The sequence below is a fragment of the Vibrio sp. Y2-5 genome, from assembly GCF_014596725.1.
In the GTDB taxonomy this organism is placed as follows: domain Bacteria; phylum Pseudomonadota; class Gammaproteobacteria; order Enterobacterales; family Vibrionaceae; genus Vibrio.
Map to the genome: position 1 here is coordinate 1,057,008 of NZ_JACVEG010000001.1, position 20,207 is coordinate 1,077,214.

General features: G+C 41.8%; 23 protein-coding genes. 12 read left to right on the top strand and 11 right to left on the bottom strand.

What is annotated here, in order from left to right; genetic code table 11:
• Window positions 1-130: 130 nt before the first annotated feature.
• The 10 genes from uspE to ccoN form a co-directional block, all read right to left on the bottom strand.
• A complete protein-coding gene (uspE, locus tag HUO09_RS04940) occupies window positions 131-1,078 on the bottom strand; it encodes a universal stress protein UspE (RefSeq protein WP_188233150.1) in 948 nt (315 codons plus the stop codon).
• A 129-nt stretch (window positions 1,079-1,207) separates the two neighbouring features.
• On the bottom strand, window positions 1,208-1,960 hold the full coding sequence (locus HUO09_RS04945) for an FNR family transcription factor (protein ID WP_167412653.1): 753 nt from the start codon (window positions 1,958-1,960) through the stop codon (window positions 1,208-1,210).
• 90 nt (window positions 1,961-2,050) lie between these two features.
• A complete protein-coding gene (locus tag HUO09_RS04950) occupies window positions 2,051-2,728 on the bottom strand; it encodes a sulfite exporter TauE/SafE family protein (protein ID WP_167412652.1) in 678 nt (225 codons plus the stop codon).
• Entirely contained in the window at window positions 2,718-2,909 is a 192-nt protein-coding gene (ccoS, locus tag HUO09_RS04955) for a cbb3-type cytochrome oxidase assembly protein CcoS (RefSeq protein ID WP_167412651.1), read from the bottom strand. Before ccoS ends, HUO09_RS04950 begins: the two co-directional genes overlap by 11 nt.
• Window positions 2,910-5,288 (bottom strand): heavy metal translocating P-type ATPase, encoded by a 2,379-nt coding sequence (locus HUO09_RS04960; protein WP_188233151.1) that lies wholly within the window; start codon window positions 5,286-5,288, stop codon window positions 2,910-2,912.
• Between the two features lie 4 nt (window positions 5,289-5,292).
• Complete coding sequence (locus HUO09_RS04965) at window positions 5,293-5,772, bottom strand: FixH family protein (RefSeq protein WP_167412649.1); 480 nt, start codon at window positions 5,770-5,772, stop codon at window positions 5,293-5,295.
• A 98-nt stretch (window positions 5,773-5,870) separates the two neighbouring features.
• The gene (gene ccoP / locus HUO09_RS04970; RefSeq protein WP_167412648.1) at window positions 5,871-6,848 is read right to left on the bottom strand and encodes a cytochrome-c oxidase, cbb3-type subunit III; all 978 of its coding nucleotides are present in this window, start codon (window positions 6,846-6,848) and stop codon (window positions 5,871-5,873) included.
• 7 nt (window positions 6,849-6,855) lie between these two features.
• Complete coding sequence (locus HUO09_RS04975; protein WP_042482410.1) at window positions 6,856-7,026, bottom strand: CcoQ/FixQ family Cbb3-type cytochrome c oxidase assembly chaperone; 171 nt, start codon at window positions 7,024-7,026, stop codon at window positions 6,856-6,858.
• An 11-nt stretch (window positions 7,027-7,037) separates the two neighbouring features.
• On the bottom strand, window positions 7,038-7,658 hold the full coding sequence (gene ccoO / locus HUO09_RS04980; RefSeq protein ID WP_167412647.1) for a cytochrome-c oxidase, cbb3-type subunit II: 621 nt from the start codon (window positions 7,656-7,658) through the stop codon (window positions 7,038-7,040).
• Window positions 7,659-7,671: 13 nt separating this feature from the next.
• On the bottom strand, window positions 7,672-9,099 hold the full coding sequence (ccoN, locus tag HUO09_RS04985; protein WP_042482416.1) for a cytochrome-c oxidase, cbb3-type subunit I: 1,428 nt from the start codon (window positions 9,097-9,099) through the stop codon (window positions 7,672-7,674).
• A 260-nt stretch (window positions 9,100-9,359) separates the two neighbouring features.
• On the opposite strand from ccoN, the gene HUO09_RS04990 reads away from it, so the two are divergent.
• The 3 genes from HUO09_RS04990 to HUO09_RS05000 all read left to right on the top strand — a co-directional run bounded on the left by HUO09_RS04990 (window position 9,360) and on the right by HUO09_RS05000 (window position 12,741).
• The gene (locus HUO09_RS04990) at window positions 9,360-9,716 is read left to right on the top strand and encodes a hypothetical protein (protein ID WP_167412639.1); all 357 of its coding nucleotides are present in this window, start codon (window positions 9,360-9,362) and stop codon (window positions 9,714-9,716) included.
• Between the two features lie 113 nt (window positions 9,717-9,829).
• Window positions 9,830-11,029 (top strand): FIST signal transduction protein, encoded by a 1,200-nt coding sequence (locus HUO09_RS04995; protein ID WP_188233152.1) that lies wholly within the window; start codon window positions 9,830-9,832, stop codon window positions 11,027-11,029.
• Window positions 11,026-12,741 (top strand): response regulator, encoded by a 1,716-nt coding sequence (locus HUO09_RS05000; protein ID WP_188233153.1) that lies wholly within the window; start codon window positions 11,026-11,028, stop codon window positions 12,739-12,741. The genes HUO09_RS04995 and HUO09_RS05000 overlap by 4 nt, the downstream gene beginning before the upstream one ends.
• 136 nt (window positions 12,742-12,877) lie before the next feature.
• Here the strand turns inward: HUO09_RS05000 and HUO09_RS05005 are convergent, their stop codons facing one another.
• Window positions 12,878-13,234, bottom strand: coding sequence for a DUF3693 domain-containing protein (locus HUO09_RS05005; RefSeq protein WP_188233154.1), 357 nt, complete (start codon window positions 13,232-13,234; stop codon window positions 12,878-12,880).
• A 177-nt stretch (window positions 13,235-13,411) separates the two neighbouring features.
• Here HUO09_RS05005 and HUO09_RS05010 point away from each other — a divergent pair, with 177 nt between their 5' ends.
• From HUO09_RS05010 to HUO09_RS05050, 9 genes are all read left to right on the top strand, one after another.
• Window positions 13,412-13,717 carry a hypothetical protein gene (locus tag HUO09_RS05010; protein ID WP_188233155.1) on the top strand — a complete coding sequence of 102 codons (306 nt, stop codon included), beginning with the start codon at window positions 13,412-13,414 and terminating at the stop codon, window positions 13,715-13,717.
• Window positions 13,718-13,891 carry a hypothetical protein gene (locus HUO09_RS05015; protein WP_188233156.1) on the top strand — a complete coding sequence of 58 codons (174 nt, stop codon included), beginning with the start codon at window positions 13,718-13,720 and terminating at the stop codon, window positions 13,889-13,891. It abuts the gene before it with no gap.
• Window positions 13,884-15,923: a replication endonuclease gene (locus HUO09_RS05020; protein WP_188233157.1), complete on the top strand. Its 2,040-nt coding sequence runs from the start codon at window positions 13,884-13,886 to the stop codon at window positions 15,921-15,923. Before HUO09_RS05015 ends, HUO09_RS05020 begins: the two co-directional genes overlap by 8 nt.
• Window positions 15,924-15,956: 33 nt before the next feature.
• Entirely contained in the window at window positions 15,957-16,274 is a 318-nt protein-coding gene (locus tag HUO09_RS05025) for a hypothetical protein (protein WP_188233158.1), read from the top strand.
• Between the two features lie 19 nt (window positions 16,275-16,293).
• Window positions 16,294-16,512: a hypothetical protein gene (locus HUO09_RS05030; protein ID WP_188233159.1), complete on the top strand. Its 219-nt coding sequence runs from the start codon at window positions 16,294-16,296 to the stop codon at window positions 16,510-16,512.
• A gap of 10 nt (window positions 16,513-16,522) precedes the next feature.
• On the top strand, window positions 16,523-16,729 hold the full coding sequence (locus tag HUO09_RS05035; RefSeq protein WP_188233160.1) for a major capsid protein: 207 nt from the start codon (window positions 16,523-16,525) through the stop codon (window positions 16,727-16,729).
• Between the two features lie 145 nt (window positions 16,730-16,874).
• On the top strand, window positions 16,875-18,470 hold the full coding sequence (locus HUO09_RS05040; RefSeq protein WP_188233161.1) for a virulence factor TspB C-terminal domain-related protein: 1,596 nt from the start codon (window positions 16,875-16,877) through the stop codon (window positions 18,468-18,470).
• A gap of 8 nt (window positions 18,471-18,478) precedes the next feature.
• Window positions 18,479-18,859, top strand: coding sequence for a DUF2523 family protein (locus HUO09_RS05045; protein WP_188233162.1), 381 nt, complete (start codon window positions 18,479-18,481; stop codon window positions 18,857-18,859).
• Window positions 18,856-20,193 carry a zonular occludens toxin domain-containing protein gene (locus tag HUO09_RS05050; protein ID WP_188233163.1) on the top strand — a complete coding sequence of 446 codons (1,338 nt, stop codon included), beginning with the start codon at window positions 18,856-18,858 and terminating at the stop codon, window positions 20,191-20,193. Before HUO09_RS05045 ends, HUO09_RS05050 begins: the two co-directional genes overlap by 4 nt.
• Window positions 20,194-20,207 lie beyond the last annotated feature (14 nt).

Consider the following 20,207-nt stretch of genomic DNA (forward strand, 5'->3'; position numbering starts at 1 on the left):
GTCTTTAATCTTAGAAACAAAATGAAGTGCGTATGATACGGATAAATGAACGATATGCCAGAGTTAAGCGTTCAAGCACAAAAAAAAGTCCCTAGACTTCGTTTAGGGACTTTATGACGTTTGCAGATTGTTATGAAGCAATGGTTGGATCAAGTGGGCTAACATACCCTTTAGGTTTTAGTGCCATAACATCACAGTTAATTTTATCAATCACTTGCTCAGCAGTATTACCTATAAACACTGCAGACAAACCTGTTCGACCAGTCGTGCCTAAGATAACCATCGCAGCATTGAGCTTTTCAGCCGCTTGAGGAATGACATCTTCAGGTAAACCTTGTTGAACGAGTGTGTGTTCTTCATCTATACCATGCTTCTGACGTAACGCCTTCATGGCAGTTAAATGGTGCCCACGTACAGCATCTGTGTAGGTTGTCGGGTCAAACTCCGGCAGTTCGATTGTGATATTTGCTGGAGTAACAGGATAAGCGTTAACCAAATATGGGGTTGTTCCTAAACGTTCAGATATATTTAAAAGCTGCTCGACCATTCTGTCATTAAGATCTAAGTGTGTTTCAACTTCAGAACCGACATGGACAGATGCAAGAATGTTCGCATTCTCTGGCCAATCTGAATTCTTAACTAACAAGACCGGAATAGGGCATTTACGGAGTAGATGCCAATCAGTAGGAGTGAAGATCACTGACTCCAAAACGTCATGCTTACGAGTACTTTTGATTAATATATCGTGCTCACCAGCAAATACCTCACCGATGATTGCTTCATAAGGACGATTATGCCAGACGACTTTAACATCAAAAATGATCGATTCTTTGATGTATGGCTCTGCGACTTTCTTCATCCACTGTTCGCGCTGATGGATAACACCACGTCTCATAGCATCTCGTTCTTCACCAGATAACATGGATGTCATGTCATAGGAGAAGTCATAGATAGATAGAAAAAACGTTATATGACTTGTTGAGCGACTTTTCTTAGCTAATTGAATAGCTCGGGCTAAAGCGGGTTGTTCATCATGATTTATATCAGCTACAACCAAAATTTTGTTGTAAATACTCATAACAAACTCCTTATCGTTTCGGAGATTTCTTGTTTAAGAGTAGCTTAGAAGTTGCGAGAGGTTTAGCAAAAAAAGAGGGATTATAGAAGAAGTATGACGTAGCTCATTATTGAGCTACGTCATTGATGTTTATTTACTTTCTTTAGAGACGCCAGCCAATTCCATCAAAGCATCATGATTGATAATAGTGATGTATTTGCCTTTTACACTCAGGATTTCTGATTTTTGGAAACGGCCAAGTAGGCGACTAATTGTTTCAACAGTCAGTCCTAAGTAGTTACCGATATCACCACGAGTCATGGTTAATCGGAATTCTCTTGGACTAAAACCACGTTGAGAAAAACGAGTAGAAAGGTTGAACAAGAAAGCCGCTAGACGTTCTTCAGCGTTCTTCTTAGATAACAGGAGAATCATCTCTTGGTCGCCCTTAATTTCATTACTCATTAAGCGCATAATTTGTTGGCGAAGTTTAGGCATTTTGCCTGAAAGGTCATCTAAGATTTCGTAAGGAATTTCACAAACCATAGAAGTCTCAAGCGCTTGAGCAAAACTAGGGTGTGCATCACCGGTAATTGCATCAAAACCGACTAGATCACCAGCAAGATGGAAAGCTGTAATCTGTTCGTCACCTTGTTCAGTAATGGTATAGCTTTTGATCGTGCCTGAACGAATTGCGTATAAAGACTTCAGCTCGTCACCAGCTTTAAATAGTTCCTGACCTTTTTGAATTGGCTTTTTTCGCTCAATAATTTGGTCAAGTTGATCCAATTCAGACTCGTTTAGAGTGAATGGAATACATAGTTGGCTAATACTACAATCTTGACAGTGAATTGCACATCCACCAGATTGAATTCGCTTCGCAGCAGGCTTTTCCGAAATCATAACGACCTTTCACTAATTGATTTACATCAATATTTTAGCATCCCTTCACACTAAAGGATAGTTAAAAAAATCATTTTGCTAATCAATCATCTAACTAAGATTAACCAGCATATTAATCGCGCTGTAACCGGTATATATGCCGTAACAAATGATTGAAATTGCAGCAATAGTCCTAAAAGTAGGTGATTGCTGTAACTGCTTAATCTGTGTTGCTCCAAATCCAACAAGTAACATAGATGGCAAGGTTCCAAGGCCGAATGCCCCCATAATCAGAGCTCCCTCAGCGGTACTACCGGAAACAGCCGCCCACGTTAGCGCAGAGTAAACTAAACCGCAAGGTAGCCACCCCCAGATAATTCCAAAAGGTAGAGCGTGCCAGCTTTTTTTTAATGGAAGAAGTTTTCGCCCCAAAGGAGAAATGAATTTCCATATGCCAGTACCGAGCTTTTCTAATTTGAGTAGACCAAACCACCAACGACCGACATACAAACCGAGAATAACCATCATAACTGCTGACAAAATTCTCAGCCAAATTAGTGAATGATTGAGTGTCGATATTTGCGTTAATGTTGTGGCTAACCCACCAATCAGTGCGCCAAAAACGCAGTAACTGAAAATACGCCCAACATTATAAAATAGGATGGGTAGAATCGATTTATTAGATCCTTGACCAATACTCAGCAGGCTACCTAAACCACCACACATTCCAACACAATGGCCAGTACCTAATAGCCCAACAAAAAAAGCGCCAACGAAATCAGCGTTCATCTTTCTTTTCGTTATCAGAAGGACTCTTTGGCGTTAAATGCTCATCCTCATCAAATAAGATATTGTGACCTTGGCGTTCTAGATCTTCGAACTGATCACTTTTGACCGCCCATAAAAAGATGGCAACTGCTACGGCCACAATGACTATCGCGATGGGAATTAAAATATACAAGCTTTCCATTTAGTTATTCTGTTCCTTCAATAATCGAAGAGAGTTAGATACTACTATAATCGAGCTCGCAGACATACCTACAACCGCGACATAAGGGGCAACAAACCCTGCAACAGCCAAAGGTAAAATAACCACGTTGTATCCCAAAGCCCAAGCAAGGTTTTGCCTGATAATTCTGCGAGTCTTTAAAGCGAGTTCTCTAGCATCAAGTAGGCGATCGAGTTTGTCTCCAAGCAGCACCATATCAGCAGAAGCTTTTGCAACATCAGTACCACCGCCCATAGCAACAGACAGATGAGCACCAGCAAGGGTTGGGGCATCATTGATCCCATCACCGACCATCAATGTGATGTCTTTCGAATCCAGAGAACGCAAATAGTTCAGCTTATCTTCAGGCTTAGCTTGTGCAATAACGTTATCGACACCGAGTTCACTTGCGACGGTTTCTGCATTTACTTGAGAGTCACCCGTTAATAATGTGATTCGAATACCCGCTTGGTGGAACTTATTAATGAAGCTCTTGGCTTCAGAGCGAATAGGGTCTTGATAATAGAAAGTCGCCACATGCTGTGAATCAATAGACATATATACCGCATTTCGCTCGTTGGTGATGCCTTTGTTAACAAGTGCGTATTCCGCGTTACCAACACAAATATGGTGTTCGTCAAGCGTGCCTTCTATCCCTGAACCTATGATGTTTTTAACGTCGGACGCAACAACGTCAGCATTCAGGTAAGGTTTGAATGCACGAGCAATAGGGTGGTTTGCGTATTGTTCCAGCTCAGCCGCTATCGCTAAACATTGTTCTTTTGTCCACTCTTGCGAATGTACTTTGACACTACTGATTTCGATGTTGCCACGAGTCAACGTACCCGTTTTATCCAAAACCAGATGATTCACATTACATAGAGTTTCAAACACATGGTTTTTACGAAGTAGGATGCCAAAACTGCCAAGGCGAGAAGTGGCACAGGTTATTGCCGTTGGTGTTGCTAATGAAAGAGCACAAGGGCAGGTAGCAACAAGCACAGATAACATAATCCAAAAAGCATCGTCTGGACGCGAGTTATGCCAGAACAGCCATGTACCTAAAGCAATGACCAAAATGATGGCGACAAAGTATCTCGCCACAACATCTGCTATTTCAGCAATTTTCGGTTTCGATGATTGAGCATCGTCTTGGAGGCGAACGATATTTGAAATTACCGAATCTGCTTTTGTCGCCGTGACTTCAAGGTCAAATGATTCATCGCCGTTTAGTGTCCCTGCGTATACTGCATCGCCAATATTTTTAACAACAGGCAGAGGCTCACCGGTTAACATGGATTCATCAACAAGAATTCGGTTTGAAATAACCGCACCGTCTGCGGGAATGTGCTCTCCGGGCAAAACGCGAATTTTCTCTCCAATTTGCAGAGTCTTAACTGGCGTTTGAGAACCATCTAGACGAGTGGCGATTGCTGGAATTAATTTTAATAGGTTTCCACTGGCCGCCGCAGCTTTTCGTCTTGCTCGCATTTCCAGAAAACGTCCCACCAGTAAGAAGAAGGTGAACATGGAAATGGATTCAAAAAAAACTTCGCCTTTTTGAGTAACCGTTGCAAATAAACTTGCGACATAAGCAAAGATCAAAGCGATAGACACGGGAACATCCATGCCCAATGTACGACCTTTAATGCTTCGCCATGCATTGACATAAAATGGGAATGCTGAATATAGAAGCACAGGAGTAGCAAACAACAAACTTACCCAGCGAAAATAGTTTTTAAACTCACCGTCCAGATCACCAAAAGCTTCCAAGTACAAAGCAACCGCAAGCATCATAACTTGCATAGTCGCTAGACCTGCAATACCGAGTCGATATAGATATTGCTTCATTGATTGGTGATATTGAGCTTCGTGCTTATCGGCTTCAAAAGGCGCAGCTTTGTAACCTAGATTATGAATGCGAGAAAGTATATCGCTGAGTTTTGCCGAAGACTTATCCCAACTGAGCAAAGCTCTATTCGTAGTGGTATTGACACGAATACCGATAACACCGGGCTCTTTAACTAATTGTTTTTCTATCAGCCAAGCACAAGCCGCACAGGATACACCTTCGAGTGACAATGTCACTTCGGAATGAGAATCCACATTTCTCACGAATTCGGCTTGGACATCTGAGTTATCGTAATGAATTAAGGCTTTTAGCTGTTCCGGAACTAACTCCACTTTATCCGCAGTGGTTGTTCGGTATTGGTAGTAGGACACGAGTCCATTCTCAACGATAGTTTCTGCCACAGTTTTACATCCTGGGCAGCACATGTCGCGCTCTTCGTTGAGAATCGTTACTTTGAAATCGGTGTTGTCTGGTACTTCTTCACCGCAGTGGTAACACGCTTTGTTCATATCACTAGTTCATCAGTTGGGTCGGTGAAGCAGAAGGGAATGTAACTCGACCTTGAACTAACCATTCACCATTGTGTGGGGTTAATTCGATGAACCAAGGACCTTGCATTTCTTCATCGCGAGTAATCTTATAATTACCCTTTGCATCAGCGGTAATCAGCTGTGAAAAGTCTCTATCGGCAAGGGTTCTGTGAGCGAACATTGCTTGTATAGCAGGATAGTGATCCAATTTACCTTTGTTAAACTGGATAATAATTTCATTGCCTTGAGAGCTAACAGTAGCATTAAGACCGAGATCCTTGGCTATGTGTATCTTAGACAAATCGACATTAATACCTTTACCTTTTTTATAGTAATCCTCAGTAACCAATGAAACTGAGTTATTCGAAAACACGATAACCGTAACGATTGTCCATACAACAACAGTAAGAGGAAGGATAATCAGGAACCACGGCCAAAATTGTTTATACCAAGGCTTTACCATAAAAAAGTTCTCTACAACAAAAAGAAGGGCTTAAACTAAGAAGTTTTAAATTTAAGAAAAAATCAGCCCCTAGGAAAGGGGCTGTTATTAGATTTTTACTATTTATCTGAATTACTTAGGCTCCAGACATAAGAAGCAACGAGTTGCACCTTGTCTTCACCTAGAATGTCAATCCATGCAGGCATTACACCTGAACGACCGTACATAACTGTTTCAGTTACAGCGGCACGTGAATCGCCGAACAACCAATCTTGGTCTGTCAGGTCAGGCGCACCTACAGCAGGGTTACCTTTACCATCTGTACCGTGACAAGCTGCACAAACAACGAAGCGGGCTTTACCTGCTTCAGCTTCACGAGCATTGACAGAACGACCACTTAGGCTAAGTGCGTAACTTACTACTTCAGCTACACCTTGCTCACCCAATGCATCCTTCCATGCTGGCATTTGACCGATACGACCGTGACGAATCGTTGTCACGATTGCATCAGGTTCACCACCGTATAGCCACGCGTTATCAGTTAGGTTAGGGAAACCTTTCTGACCGCGAGCATCAGAGCCGTGACACTGAGAACAGTTTTGCAGGAACAAACGTTGTCCAACTTTCAATGCATCAGGATCTGCTGCAATTTCAGGAACAGGGCGCAGTTCTGTACCACCATCTTTGTATGCTAAACGCTTGAAAGCTTCACCGAAGTACGCATCAGCGTCATCAAGTTCTTTCGCGTATTGAACAAGAGTTTTTGTTTCTTGAGCTTTAGCGATAGAAGCTTTTGATTCTTCCAATGTACGTACTTTTTGGTCTGAACTTTGCCAGCCTAAAACACCTTTAAAATTTCCCAAACCTGGGTAAAGCGTTAGATAGACAGCAGCAAAGATGAACGTACTAACAAATAGATAGGTCCACCACTTAGGCAGTGGGTTGTTTATCTCGCGAATACCATCGTATTCGTGGCCCATGTCAGCGCCTTCTTCAACACCCATTTTGTCTTTAAGACACCAAACGAGAAGAATTGCGCATCCAAGTAGGGTACCAACCGTAATTACGATGATCCAAAGACTCCAAAATGTCGTCATTACTCAGTCACTCCTTGTTCTTATTAGAGGGTGTTTCTTTTTGTTCGTCTGCAAAGATCAAGTTTGCGGCTTCGTCAAAACGCGCTTTACGCTTTTTGCCAAACGCCCACCAAACAACTCCGATGAAGCAGACAAACAACGTTATGGTCCAAATACTGTGAATAGTACCGATATCCATAATTACCTCTGTTATTTCATTGCGTGACCAATAGACTGAAGGTAAGCAATGATGGCATCCATCTCTGTTTTTCCTTCAACATCTTTCGACGCATTCGCTATTTGCTCATCTGTATATGGTACGCCAAACTGATTGCGGAAAAGCTCAAGTTTCTTCTGAGTGATTTTTCCATCCAGTACGTTTTCAGCTAACCAAGGGAAAGCAGGCATATTCGATTCAGGAACTAGCTCACGAGGATTCGTCAAGTGAACACGGTGCCATTCATCTGAATAACGACCACCAACACGAGCAAGGTCAGGACCAGTACGCTTAGAACCCCATAAGAATGGATGTTCCCAAACACTTTCACCTGCTACAGAGTAGTGTCCATAGCGTTCTGTTTCAGAACGGAAAGGACGAACCATTTGGCTGTGACACACGTTACAGCCTTCACGGATGTAAATATCACGACCTTCCATCTGCAATGCAGTGTATGGTTTCAGGTTTTCTACTGGCTCAGTAGTTTGCTTTTGGAAAATCAACGGTGTGATTTCAACTAAAGCACCCCAACTGATGGCGAATACAATCATAATTGCCAACAAACCGACGTTACGTTCGATAATGCCATGGCGATTATTAGAATCTGAACTCATTCTTTAAATCTCCTTACGCTGGTTGTTGGATAGCTTTTAGGCTGTGATTCGGAGCTGAAATCGTCTTATATGTGTTGTATGCCATTAGGAACATGCCAGATAAGAAAATAAAACCACCGATGAAACGTACGGTATAGAACGGGTACGAAGCCTGTACAGACTCTACAAAGCTGTAAGTTAGCGTACCGTCAGAGTTAACTGCACGCCACATCAAGCCTTGCATTACACCCGAAATCCACATCGCCACGATGTACAGTACAGTACCGATTGTTGCTAACCAGAAGTGAGCATTAATTAGGCTAACTGAATACATACGTTCTTGATTAAACAGGCGCGGGATCAAGTGGTATACAGAACCAATCGATACCATTGCAACCCAGCCCAAAGCACCAGAGTGAACGTGACCAATCGTCCAGTCAGTGTAATGAGATAGTGCGTTGACTGTCTTAATCGACATCATTGGGCCTTCGAAGGTAGACATACCGTAGAAAGACAATGATACGATTAGGAAACGTAGGATAGGGTCATAACGTAGCTTATGCCATGCACCTGACAACGTCATGATACCGTTGATCATACCACCCCAAGAAGGAGCGAATAGAACCAAAGACATCACCATGCCCAGAGACTGAGTCCAGTCTGGAAGAGCGGTGTAGTGTAGGTGGTGAGGACCGGCCCAGATGTAAAGTGAAATCAATGCCCAAAAGTGAACAATTGATAAACGGTAAGAGTAAACTGGACGTTCTGCTTGCTTAGGTACGAAATAGTACATCATACCTAGGAAACCAGCGGTTAGTAGGAAACCTACTGCGTTGTGACCATACCACCATTGCACCATAGCATCGACAGCACCTGAATAAATCGAATATGACTTAGTCATTGATACTGGGATTGCCATGCTGTTAACAATATGTAGAACAGCAACAGTAATGATGAAGGCTCCAAAGAACCAGTTTGCTACATATATATGAGACGTTTTACGTTTCACAAGTGTTCCAAAGAACACCACTGCGTAAGAAACCCATACTACTGCAATAGCAATATCGATAGGCCACTCTAACTCAGCGTATTCTTTACCAGAGGTAAAACCTAATGGTAGAGAAATTGCTGCGGATAAAATGATTGCTTGCCATCCCCAAAAGGTAAATGCAACAAGCGGCCCACCAAATAAACGAGTTTGACAGGTACGCTGTACAACATAATAAGATGTTGCGAACAGGGCACTTGTACCAAACGCGAATATCACCGCATTAGTATGCAATGGACGGAGACGACTATACGTCAGCCACGGCGTATCAAAGTTTAGCTGTGGCCAAACTAATTGAGCGGCAATCAAAACACCTACACCCATTCCTACAATACCCCAGAGAATAGTCACTAAGGTAAATTGACGAACGACTGTATAGTTATAGTTTTGTTCAAGCTGCTTTTCTTGGCTCATTTTGCATGCTTCCAATGTCTAATTAACTACACTTTTCTTCCAACACGACAAATGTCGCAATGCCACCCAAATCCACAACAAAATTAAAGTTTTATCAAAACGTTAATAGCTATTGCTGACTTTACGAAAAAGTGGCATTTTCAAGCAAAAAAGTATACTGCAATTAACAATTCAATGACAGTGTAGTAACCTTACCCTTTATCAGGTTTTGCCCTTTTATTTCAAAACTTTGAACTTTGTTACACGAGGAACCCGTTCAAATGGCTGCTGAAAAGCTTACAAAACACAGGCTTGCTCAAATTATCGTCACTTTAGCCTTGCTTCTCGTCGCATTTTTTTGGAGAACGATCACATATACAGAGTTCGTCACTGTTACTTGCAGTCCGCAGCCAAATTGTTTTGTATTTGTAAATAATCAAAAAATAACTGTTACAAAAAATGATAGGCAATCGGGAGTGTTGAATGTTTATCCAATCCCATTAGATTGGGACGTTACCTATGATGGAGAGTGGATCCGAAACGCTCAAAATGTTGTCCTTTTTCCTAAAGCCGACAAAGTTAATAACGTTGATGCCTTTATTATTAATAACTCGGTAAAGGTTCAGGTTGAAAACTAGTTCATATCGTTCAATTTGTAAGACAAATGTGACATAGGGAGGGGCGTGTCAAACATATCTAAATTATTATGAGGTATAAATTAATTAGGATTGTACTTATAAGTAATTCGTAAATGCGACTTGAAACAGCTATTTCAAATAACCCAGATATAAATGATGCCATCAAAGAAATTAAGGGCTCTATCAAACTTGCAGGAATCAGTGCAATAGTCTGCTATTACACCGAAGCTTATAGTAATCAAAACCTTTCCCATTATTTCTCAAGTCACTTCTCCAACATCCCCCTAATTGGTTGCTCCTCATGTAATGGACTGATGACGGATACTGGCATACACAGCGGCACCGTCATTGGTGTTATGGCCATTTACGATAACTCAAAGAGCAGTGCTTACGGCACAGCTTATGCCAGTATCAAAGATTGCACTAAATACGAAGATGTCGTGCGCTTTGCAGTCTATGAAGCTCTTCTCAAAGCGAACCGAGTCGGTGAGGTCCCAGATTTTATCCTTCTTCATTCTACACCAGGAAATGAAGAACGTATTATAGAAGCAATTGACTCACTGTTCGGAACCCAAGTGCCCATTATCGGTGGCACAGCGGCCGACAATAATATCGTCGGAAACTGGTCAGTCTCCAATGAACATTACGATTCATCTGATGCTTTAACACTGCTCGTCGGTTTTCTTTCCATCCCTGTAGCCACGAGTTTGAGTGTCGGATATTCACCGACTGAGCACTCTGGTTTGGTTACCGAAGCCAGTGGTCGCTATATCTACGCTATTGATAAAAAACCAGCAAAACAGGTCTATCAGCAATGGTTGAGTGAGCACTCAGGGCTATCGAATTTAGATGAATATTTGTTTGATTATGTCTCTGAATTTCCTATCGGCAATGTGGTTGGCCAAATAGATAATCACCCATATTTTAAATTGTCACACCCAATACGTATCACTGACGATGATGCTTTAGAAATGTTTTCCGAAAGCAAAGTAGGAGAGACCATTACTTTAATGACTGGTTCAAAAGATCACCTGATAGAGAGAGCGTCTAGATTTGTAATAGACGCAAACACAAAGCACTACAATGAAACAGAGATGATTGGCGGTGTAATAATTTTTTGCGCCGGTTCTATGCTGCATTTAGGAAAACAAATGAGAGAAGTGTATGAAAAAATCACTAATCAAATGAATGGTTGTCCTTTCATCTGTCCTTTTACCTTTGGTGAACAAGGAAAGCTTGTCGGTGGTGAAAATGCCCACGGCAATTTAATGATTTCATCTGCAATCTTTTACGAGTCAGAGCACTATCTATGAAGCAGCAATACATTGAACATTTCAACGAGACGCTGCTTGAGTTAGAACGTAGTAGAGAGCGCGAACGCCTAATAACCGAAGAAAACCAAGTCATCCTAGCGGCTTTATCTGCACTTAGCCGAGCAGAAAACAAGTATCAAATATTCGATGAACTCAAAAGAGTGTTAAGACGATACATTAAATTCAATGACTTCATCGTAATATCTAAAGGAAAAGACAGTACAAGATACTCTACATTCCTGACTTCAAATATTGCGTTTACAGGGAAGAACTGGTTAAACGGAACAAAATTTCAGCGCGTACTTGATGGCGAATCCATCATACTTTTTGAACCCATCAAGCTTGATGAGTTTAAAAACCTTAACAGATTTCTAAAAAATCAGATTGAGTCGGCTCTCATCACCGGCATTCGAACTCAAACGTCAGATTCAGTGTTGTTACTGCTCGGGAAGAAAAAAGGTCAATTCAGTCTAGATATGAAGACAACGCTACTTCGATTTAGGCCGCTTATAGAAAGAGCAATCAGCGATATTGAATATAAAGAAGAGTTACAAAGACTTGTTGATATAAAGACCAAAGAACTGGTTGTGGCACAACAACTTGCAGAGCAGGCAAACAAATCTAAATCTCAGTTCTTAGCCATGATGAGTCATGAGTTAAGAACACCGCTGAATGCTGTGTTAGGTTTAATTGATGTATTAAGAGATACATCTAGCATTCATCAACTGGATCTGTTGGAACAGATGGAGCATTCCGCTGAATTGCTGCTAGTGATCATCAACGATGTACTGGATCTGAGCCGTATTGAGTCTGGGCACTTTAAGCTACAGTGTCACAAAGTAAATCTATACCACAAACTAAATCATGCTCTGGAATACCACCGCCAGCTTGCTGAAGATAAAGGCATAGCTTTTTGCGTTGATGTCAAACTTTGTCCTACAACAGAGTATCTAGTCGATCCTGTTCGTTTAACTCAAATACTGTTTAATGTTGTAGGTAACGCCGTTAAATTCACAGAGAAAGGCATAGTCACAGTGTCACTTTATGACCTCGACGGAAAATTGAATATTCAGGTCAACGATACGGGTATAGGAATAGAAAGCGACAGAGTTGAACAACTGTTCTCACCATTTATACAAGCGGATAGCTCGCATACTCGAAATTATGGCGGCACAGGGCTAGGGTTAACCATAACCAAACATCTTGTAGAACTGATGAACGGAACAATTTCTGTTAGCAGCACATTACATAAAGGAAGTTGCTTTGAAATTACGATTCCTCTGAAAGATAGTTGCAAGGAAGTATCCAAGGGCACAATAACCAATGCGGCAACTAAGAAGAACCAAGAGAAGACTTATAATATTCTGGTAGTGGAAGACACGAAAACTAATCAGATAGTAATACAGTTGATGCTGAGCCGCTTGGGTTACAACGTGACACTCGCAGATAACGGCAAACAAGCCGTAGAACTCCTTAAACACGACGAACAATTCGATTTGGTTTTTATGGATATTTCGATGCCAGTGATGGATGGAATTGAAGCAACGAAACAAATTCGAGCCAAAAACATAAATATTCCAATCATTGCGCTAACAGCACATACCATGGATGACGATAAAGACGAATGCCTTAAAGCAGGCATGAATGACTTTATGCTTAAACCAATGCGTATCAATGAAATTTCTTTAGTAATAGAAAGGTTTACCGTCTAATAACTACATTTTTATCACAGATGATAAATGTAGTTATTAGGTATTTTATGGTAAATGCTAATTATGTAAAACGCAGCGGCAACAGAGTAGTTATACGTGCAATACAGGTATGTTATTCGAAGCTAGAAAAGTCTATTTAACATAACATACATAATACGTAGTCTCTAATGGGCTCTAATGGGGCGACAATCGCACCGCAAATCATTGATATTGCTGTAAAACCTAGCCCGTTATACTTTTTTGCAATGTTAGACCACAGCATTTTTATGTCTGGATTGTCATTTCTATCAGCGTGACAACCTAGTAAAGCAAGCTCTGGGTCGATTCCTGCATTTTCTGCGAGAAAAACTGCTTGTGAATCAGTCATGTAGCGCTTACAACTTCTGAATTCAGATATTCTAGACGCAGATATATTCATATCTAGCGCAATTTGCTTGTCTTGTACGTAGTTTTGAGCCTGTTTATAGGCATCTAACAGTTCATTTTGATACATGGCAAGTCCTCCATTTTCCTCAAGTTTAGCTCAATCGTTCCCAAAATTGGTATCTTGCGCTTCCCGAATCTGGGATTTATAGTTCCCAAATCTGGGATTTAGACCACTTCGGGCGTTCGCCCTTGAAGCTTTCGCTTGTTGTGGTCGCCTCTATTTCAACTGTTCAAGGTGGTTGGTATGTTTCAAATTGTTGGTGGTTGTCTTTGCTCTGAATCTCTCATGATTCATCCTACGGATGATAAATATTCTTTTGTTGCGTCTCTTGATTATTGTAACGCTACTGTTTACACGTGGATGGAGCATGATTTCACGGTAGAACATTTTCATCATTCGGTGGTTGTTAACGATGAAGATAACGTTGTTTATCAGAAATTACAGTTCGGTCAGTCACTCACCTTTACCTTTGAAACTAATTTAGATTTTCTTACTTTCTGCTCGTTTGTTGGTCTTGACTTGCTTCCTAAATCCATTGAGGAGGCTTGAATGGAAAACGCTTTATTAATGACGGCTGCTGACGTCGATATGATTGCTCAAGCTATCGCAATGTACTGCATGGTTTGGTACTTCGTTTGTCGTTTGGGTTATGAAGCAATTATTTATCTTGTTCATCATCTCCATAGCTTAAAAAAATCTGCCGAGGGCAAATTCGATGCGTGAATCTGTCTTTGACCTCAAAACTCAACGCTTTGAAACAGTAGACTTTCAAGCGGTTCAAACACTGAACACTGCGCCTCATGTTTATGATAACCAGTTAGTTAGACCGTTTACTTTTGTCGACCATGCAAATCCGTCTTTAAGTCCTCGTCGTCAAGCCTTGCTTTCACAGATTCATTCTGTAGACGTGAGTGACAATGTCACGCATAAACCGTCCTTGTGTACAGAACTCTATGCCGTGACTCGTCGTCATGGTGACTTTGCGCCTTACATGGTTCAGGCGTTTACCAACATCACCAAACAAAAAGACGCAATGACCGCCTTATCAATGATTCGTGAAGCCGATGAACGTTTGCGCTCTGGTGGTGTTCGCGTGTCCCGCACTGATGAAGAAGTCATTGAACTGGCTAAAACCAAATCCAAAGCGTTCAGCAAAATTCTTTGTCGCATTGATGATATTGATGCCCGTTTTGCCAAAGCTGAAAAACTGCTTTCTGGTTTGGGGCTTTCGTTCCGTGAAGAGTTGGTCAAACGCATGAAAAAATCGGGGCAACTCGAATCTCTTTGTAATCGCGCATGTTGTGATAAATGGCTTCGTCGTCAACTTCGTCGCCAGTATTTCGCGCAAGTTGAAGCTGTGGCGCGTGACTTGCTCCTTGTGAACGCAAAGGAAAATCCATATTGCTCAATGCACAGCGTAAAGACGCTCCGTATGCGAAATTCTGAAACGCTTCAGGCTTTATCTAATACCGTGTGTTATGTCGAAGATGACCCTGAAACATGGTTCACTTTACAGGAGCTTTCCGCTAAATCGACGGCTAACCCTGTGATTCGTCGCGCTGAAATGTTTGTACGCCTCAAAGCGTTTGAAGAAATCTGCAAGGATTCGGGTCACGTTGCCATGTTCTACACGGTCACAGCCCCTTCTCGCTTTCACGTTTACCAAGGTGACAAGGTGAATCCTAAATGGGAAAAGGCGGGTAAACCTACCGCTATTGATGCTCATAATCACCTTATGCATGTGTTAGATGCGTTTCGCAAAGACTTAGATAAACAGGACGTGAAAATCTACGGTCTTAGAATCGTAGAGCCTCACCATGACGGTACACCGCATCATCACATGTTGTTCTTTATTCATCCTGACCACAAAGATTTGGTCACTCGTACGCTCAAGCATCACGCTTTAGCCGATTCGCCAAAGGAAAAAGGCGCGCAGAAATACCGCTTCAAAGCAGAAGAAATCGACTTCAAAAAAGGCTCTGCGGTGGGCTATGTCGCCAAGTACCTTTCTAAAAATATCGACGGACAACACATCGACAAAGACCGTAATTCTGACAAGTCCGGTCAAGATGCGGCTGAATCCGTTGTCTCATTTAATCGCGTTAATGGGGTTCGCCAGTTTCAGTTTTATGGTGGTCCTTCGGTTACTTCGTGGCGTGAAATGCGTCGTTTCCGCGAAGAATTCAAAGAGGACGATGCAGTGATTACCAGTAACCAATTCACCAAAGAAGAGCATTTTGTCCTTGAATCGATTCGCCGTGCTGCGGATATCGGTGATTTTAAAGCGTTTGTCATGGCTATGGGTGGCGTTTTCGTTCGACGTAACGACCAAACAATCCGACCTGTTTACGCTAAGAAAATTGACGTTGCAGGACTCTTCAAGCAAACCCGATACGGGGATGAAATGAGCGCGGCTATTCAAGGCATTCTCTTCAAAGGGAAGACCATCCCTACCCGCTTTAAAGACTGGAAATTTGAGAACAAGCGTAACTTCGTTCGTGGTATTCGCAACATTATGAACGGCACCAAAATGGTGTTTGAAACGTTAGAAGACGAATTTGAGTACCACCGCATGCAGCTTGAAGAGTTTCAACGCCTGCAAGATGAAGCCTTTTTTATGATGCAGGATTACGCCTCTATTGAACCCTGCGTTATGTATCAAGATGAAATCTATTTCATCGATGACGCTCTTTCCTTCGGGTCGGACGGGCGGGCGCAGCCGCCGTCGACCGGAGGCTTGGACTTGTGTCACTAACTGTCGCCATTCATTTTTAATAAGGAAACACACATGATTGCTAAAGGTATGATTCAGGATATTGACGATATCCAACAAGTTAGCCGCACTAACCCGACTACAGGTGAACACACTCAATCGGGTGTGATCAAAGTGCTGACCTCTAAACCCACTCAAGTTATCGACGTTCGCGTAAACGTTGACCTCTGGAAAGAGTCACAAAACGGCAAGCACTTTGAATCTCTTGTCGGTAAACAGTTCGAATTCTTAGTTGAGTACAACCAGTACAGCTTCACGGATGCCTCTGGTGCGGCTCGTTCTGGTACGACTATGAACCTGTTTAACCTCCCTGCTGCACCTAAAGCAAACTAATTCAACCGGAGGCTAAACCATGATTTGTGTTCAAGCTGTTAATGACGTTCTTCAAGTCGTGAACTTAGCCGCTGGTGAATCTTGTCCATATATCTCTTTGTATGACTCCTCAGATTTTGGAAACCCTGACGGTGTTCTTACTTTAGCTGATATTGCCAGTTTGGCTGGTGCTGCTGCGGGGCTGTATGGACTTGTTTTTGTTATAAAACTTGTAATTTCACAACTCGGTTTTAGATAAGGAATCTATTATGAAAAACTTACTTGTTAAGGCTGGCATTGTTGCGGCTACTGCTGTTCTTACTTCCCCTGCTTTCGCTGCTATTGATGTAACTGCTGCTACTACAGCAATTACTGATGATGGTGGTGCCGCTATCGCTGCTATCGGTGGCGCGTTGATTGGTCTGGCTGGTACGGCTGTTGTCTTTAAATGGGCTAAAGGCGCTATCTTCGGTTAAACCTCAGTCCCCAAAGGAGGAGTTTTCTCCTCCTTTTTCTCGTTGGAGTTCGTCATGCCTACTTATATACACGTCAATGACATTGTTTACCTGTTTGTACTCTTCGTCACTGTAGACGCTATTCGTCGCATGTTTTAGGTGGGTTATGAAAAAATACATTCTTCTGATTTTTTTATCTTTTTCTTTCTACACTCATGCTGAAATTGTCAGATATTCTAGCTATGGCAATAACTACAATCTTGTTGAAAAGTGTTCTGGCTTAAAGCTTGGTGATGTCATCGAATCCAGTTCACTGTCTTCTCTTTGTCCTTCTGGTAAATCTTGGACAGACGGCTATACCTACACTGTTCAGAGTTCTTACTTTAGTTATCCCGGCTTTTTTGTTGATGTCTCTCGTAGTGATGGGCGTATGTTGTATGGATCGATTTCTCTTTCTACTGCTACGTGTGACAGCCCTAATGAGATAAACCCGCAAACTGGTAAATGTGAAGAACCTCCTGAAGACCAATGTCAAGCTGGTTATGTTTATGACTACAACACGGAATCATGTGTTGATGACCCTGATGATGATTTTTGTGGTGAGATGTTCGCGTCTTCTTATAATTCTTGTTGGGAGTCTAACGGGAAATTTAACCACTCTGCTTGGCAATGCGATGAGTCATCGCATGATTATTCTTATTCCTGTGATGTGACGGACGCTGATAAATGTTATTTCGGTCAACCTAGTTATCCTGATTGTTTAGGTAATTCTGACAATGCGGACGCTCCTGACTCTAACTATAATCCCGATTCACCTAGTTCTATTACACCTGATGCCCCTTTTGAAAAATCTGAACCTGATGCCGTAGCACCTACGGACAACACAGACACGGCTGTTTTAGCTGCTATTCAAAACATGAATAGGGACTTAAACAACGCAAACTCACAATTGTCTGCTGACCTCAATAATGGCGTTGCTTCGCTCAATATGTCGATTGACCAGACAAACAAAAACCTTGATTCCATTGGCGTACTACTTGAGAACTCTTACAACCAAGATACCCAAGCACGTCAAGAAGCACTTAACTTTTATGGTCAAAATCTGGCGGGTTTAAGTTCGCTTAATAATTCGGTCAATGGTGTTAATGGTTCACTTGGTAAACTCAATTCTGACTTAAACAACGGATTTTCTAATTTAGGCGAATCGGTAGGTACTGGCTTTGATTCCCTTAACACCACTCTTGGTGAACAGTTCGGCACACTTGGTGAAGGTCTTGCTGATGGTTTTGGTTCGGTTACCGATGGTTTGAACAATCTCAAAGACTCTATTAATGGCACCGTGAGCACTTCTGCTTGTGACACCTTCAGTTGTGATGGTTCTGCTGCTGCTTGTTATCTTGCTCATCAAGCTTGGTTTGATGAATGTTCTGCCAGTGCTGCAAGTCTCAATGTTACTGAAGAAGGGTCAAATCTTATTAGTGACCTTAAGACTATGGGCGAAGGTGCATTCGACGAAAATGGAGCACTTAAGAATTTTCATACTGATAGCGAATCAACAATGGAAAACTATTTGAAAGCGTACACCACAGAAAACGGATTCCGTTTCTCTGCTAGTTGTCCTGAGCCTCGCACCTATGATTTAAAAATTGCCCGAATGACATTAGACATGTCTCCATTTTGTTCATTGGCTTTGGTGTTCAGGGCACTGCTAATGGCTGGCGCTTCAATTATGTCACTCCTTATGTTTGCTAAACACTTATAGGTGATCACATGGCTATCATCGTTAATATCATTACTTATTTAATAACCCTCTTTCGTGCGGCTTTACCTTGGATTGCTGGCGCGATTGGTGCGAATGTCGGTCAATTGTTCCTTAGCATGGGATTTGGTGTCGTTTCGTTCGCTGGCTTTGATTATCTCATTGGTTACTTTATGGATATTGCTGTCAGCTCATTAAATGGGCTCGGTGATGTGGGCTATTTTGGCGCCGATATCGTTAACCTGCTTGGTTATATGTGGCTTGATAAAGCGCTTAACCTTTTGTGTTCGAGTGCGGTTGCATTGCTTGTTATTAAAGGCGTTCGCGGTGGTGTGCTTACTCGTCAAGTTTGGTACAAGCCAGGCACTAAAACGGGAGGCATGGAAGGATGATTTATTTACGAACGGGTTTACCGGGTGCGTCAAAAACACTTAATAGCTTACGTGAATTAGTTGTCTCTTATGATGCTGAACGACCAAAATTTTATAACAACATAAAACTATTAATGCTTGATATTGAGGTGTGCAAGTCGTTCTCTGGTTGGTTCTATGGTTGGTATTTTCCACGAATCAAAGATAATGCCGCTAAGAAAAAATTGATTAAGATAATGAAGCCGATTCACGATGACGGCGAATTTTTATCGCTGTCGGATGCGCCTTGGCTTAACACTCATTATGAAAGTCACAATCACTTTGATACTTGGTTATATTGGGTTGAACGTGTCTACCCTAAGAAAGCTATTGAGAAATTGAAATTGATCTTATCGGCGGCTAGTGATGATTATGCTGATAAGTTTGAATTAGTACTCCCTTTGAATCTTCACTTTCAGCATTTTGAAGACCCGCATAAGTGGATGCAGCTTCCCAAACGCTCCATTATCTTGATTGACGAATGCCAGCAATTTTTCCCTCCTCGTGCAAATGGCTCTCGCGTTCCTGACGCTATTGCGGCACTTGAAACACATCGACACGGTGGCTACGACTTACACTTTATTACTCAAGATAGAACGCTATGTGATGCCAACTTAAGAAAGCTGGTAGGTAAACATATTCACTTTTTCAATCCGTTTGGTGGCGCTCGTGTAACTCGTAAAGAGGCACAAAAGACCTTTGATCCGAATGATTATCACGACTCCAAACAAGCAACTAAGAAAGTCATTAAACGGGATAAGTCATTCTATGGGGTCTATTGGTCTGCTGAGATTCATACTCATAAGGGCAAAATCCCGATGATGTTTTATGTGGGACTGTTTTTGATATTGGGTATCGCGTTTGCGGTCTATACGTTCAGTAATAAGTTTTTGGTGGAAAAGCCCAAAGTTGAAACGACAATCCCAGATGTATCAAGCTCTACAACCGTAAAAGATACCGGTTCTAATTCTACTGACACCTTAGAAGAACAACTAAAAACGCAGCTTAGCCAATTGGTCAAAGATGTTTATATATCGGGTTCAATCATGCGCGTAGGCTCTAAGTTCAAATCTTATGAATATGTGTTTTATCGTGCTACTGATGAAGCAATTTTTGACCCATATTCTATTGGCTTGGTTGTTGAACCTATGGACAAGTGTCTTGCAAATGTAAAGCTTGGAGGCATTGTTTACCCTATCACTTGTAACCCGTTTTATGTTCGACAAGTTGTTGAAGATACTGATGAAAGTAGTAACGATATGGAGGGACTAGGTTCAAATCCTGATAAGCATAAGCCTAATATTAAGCTGTTCTAGCCCCGCAGGGATAA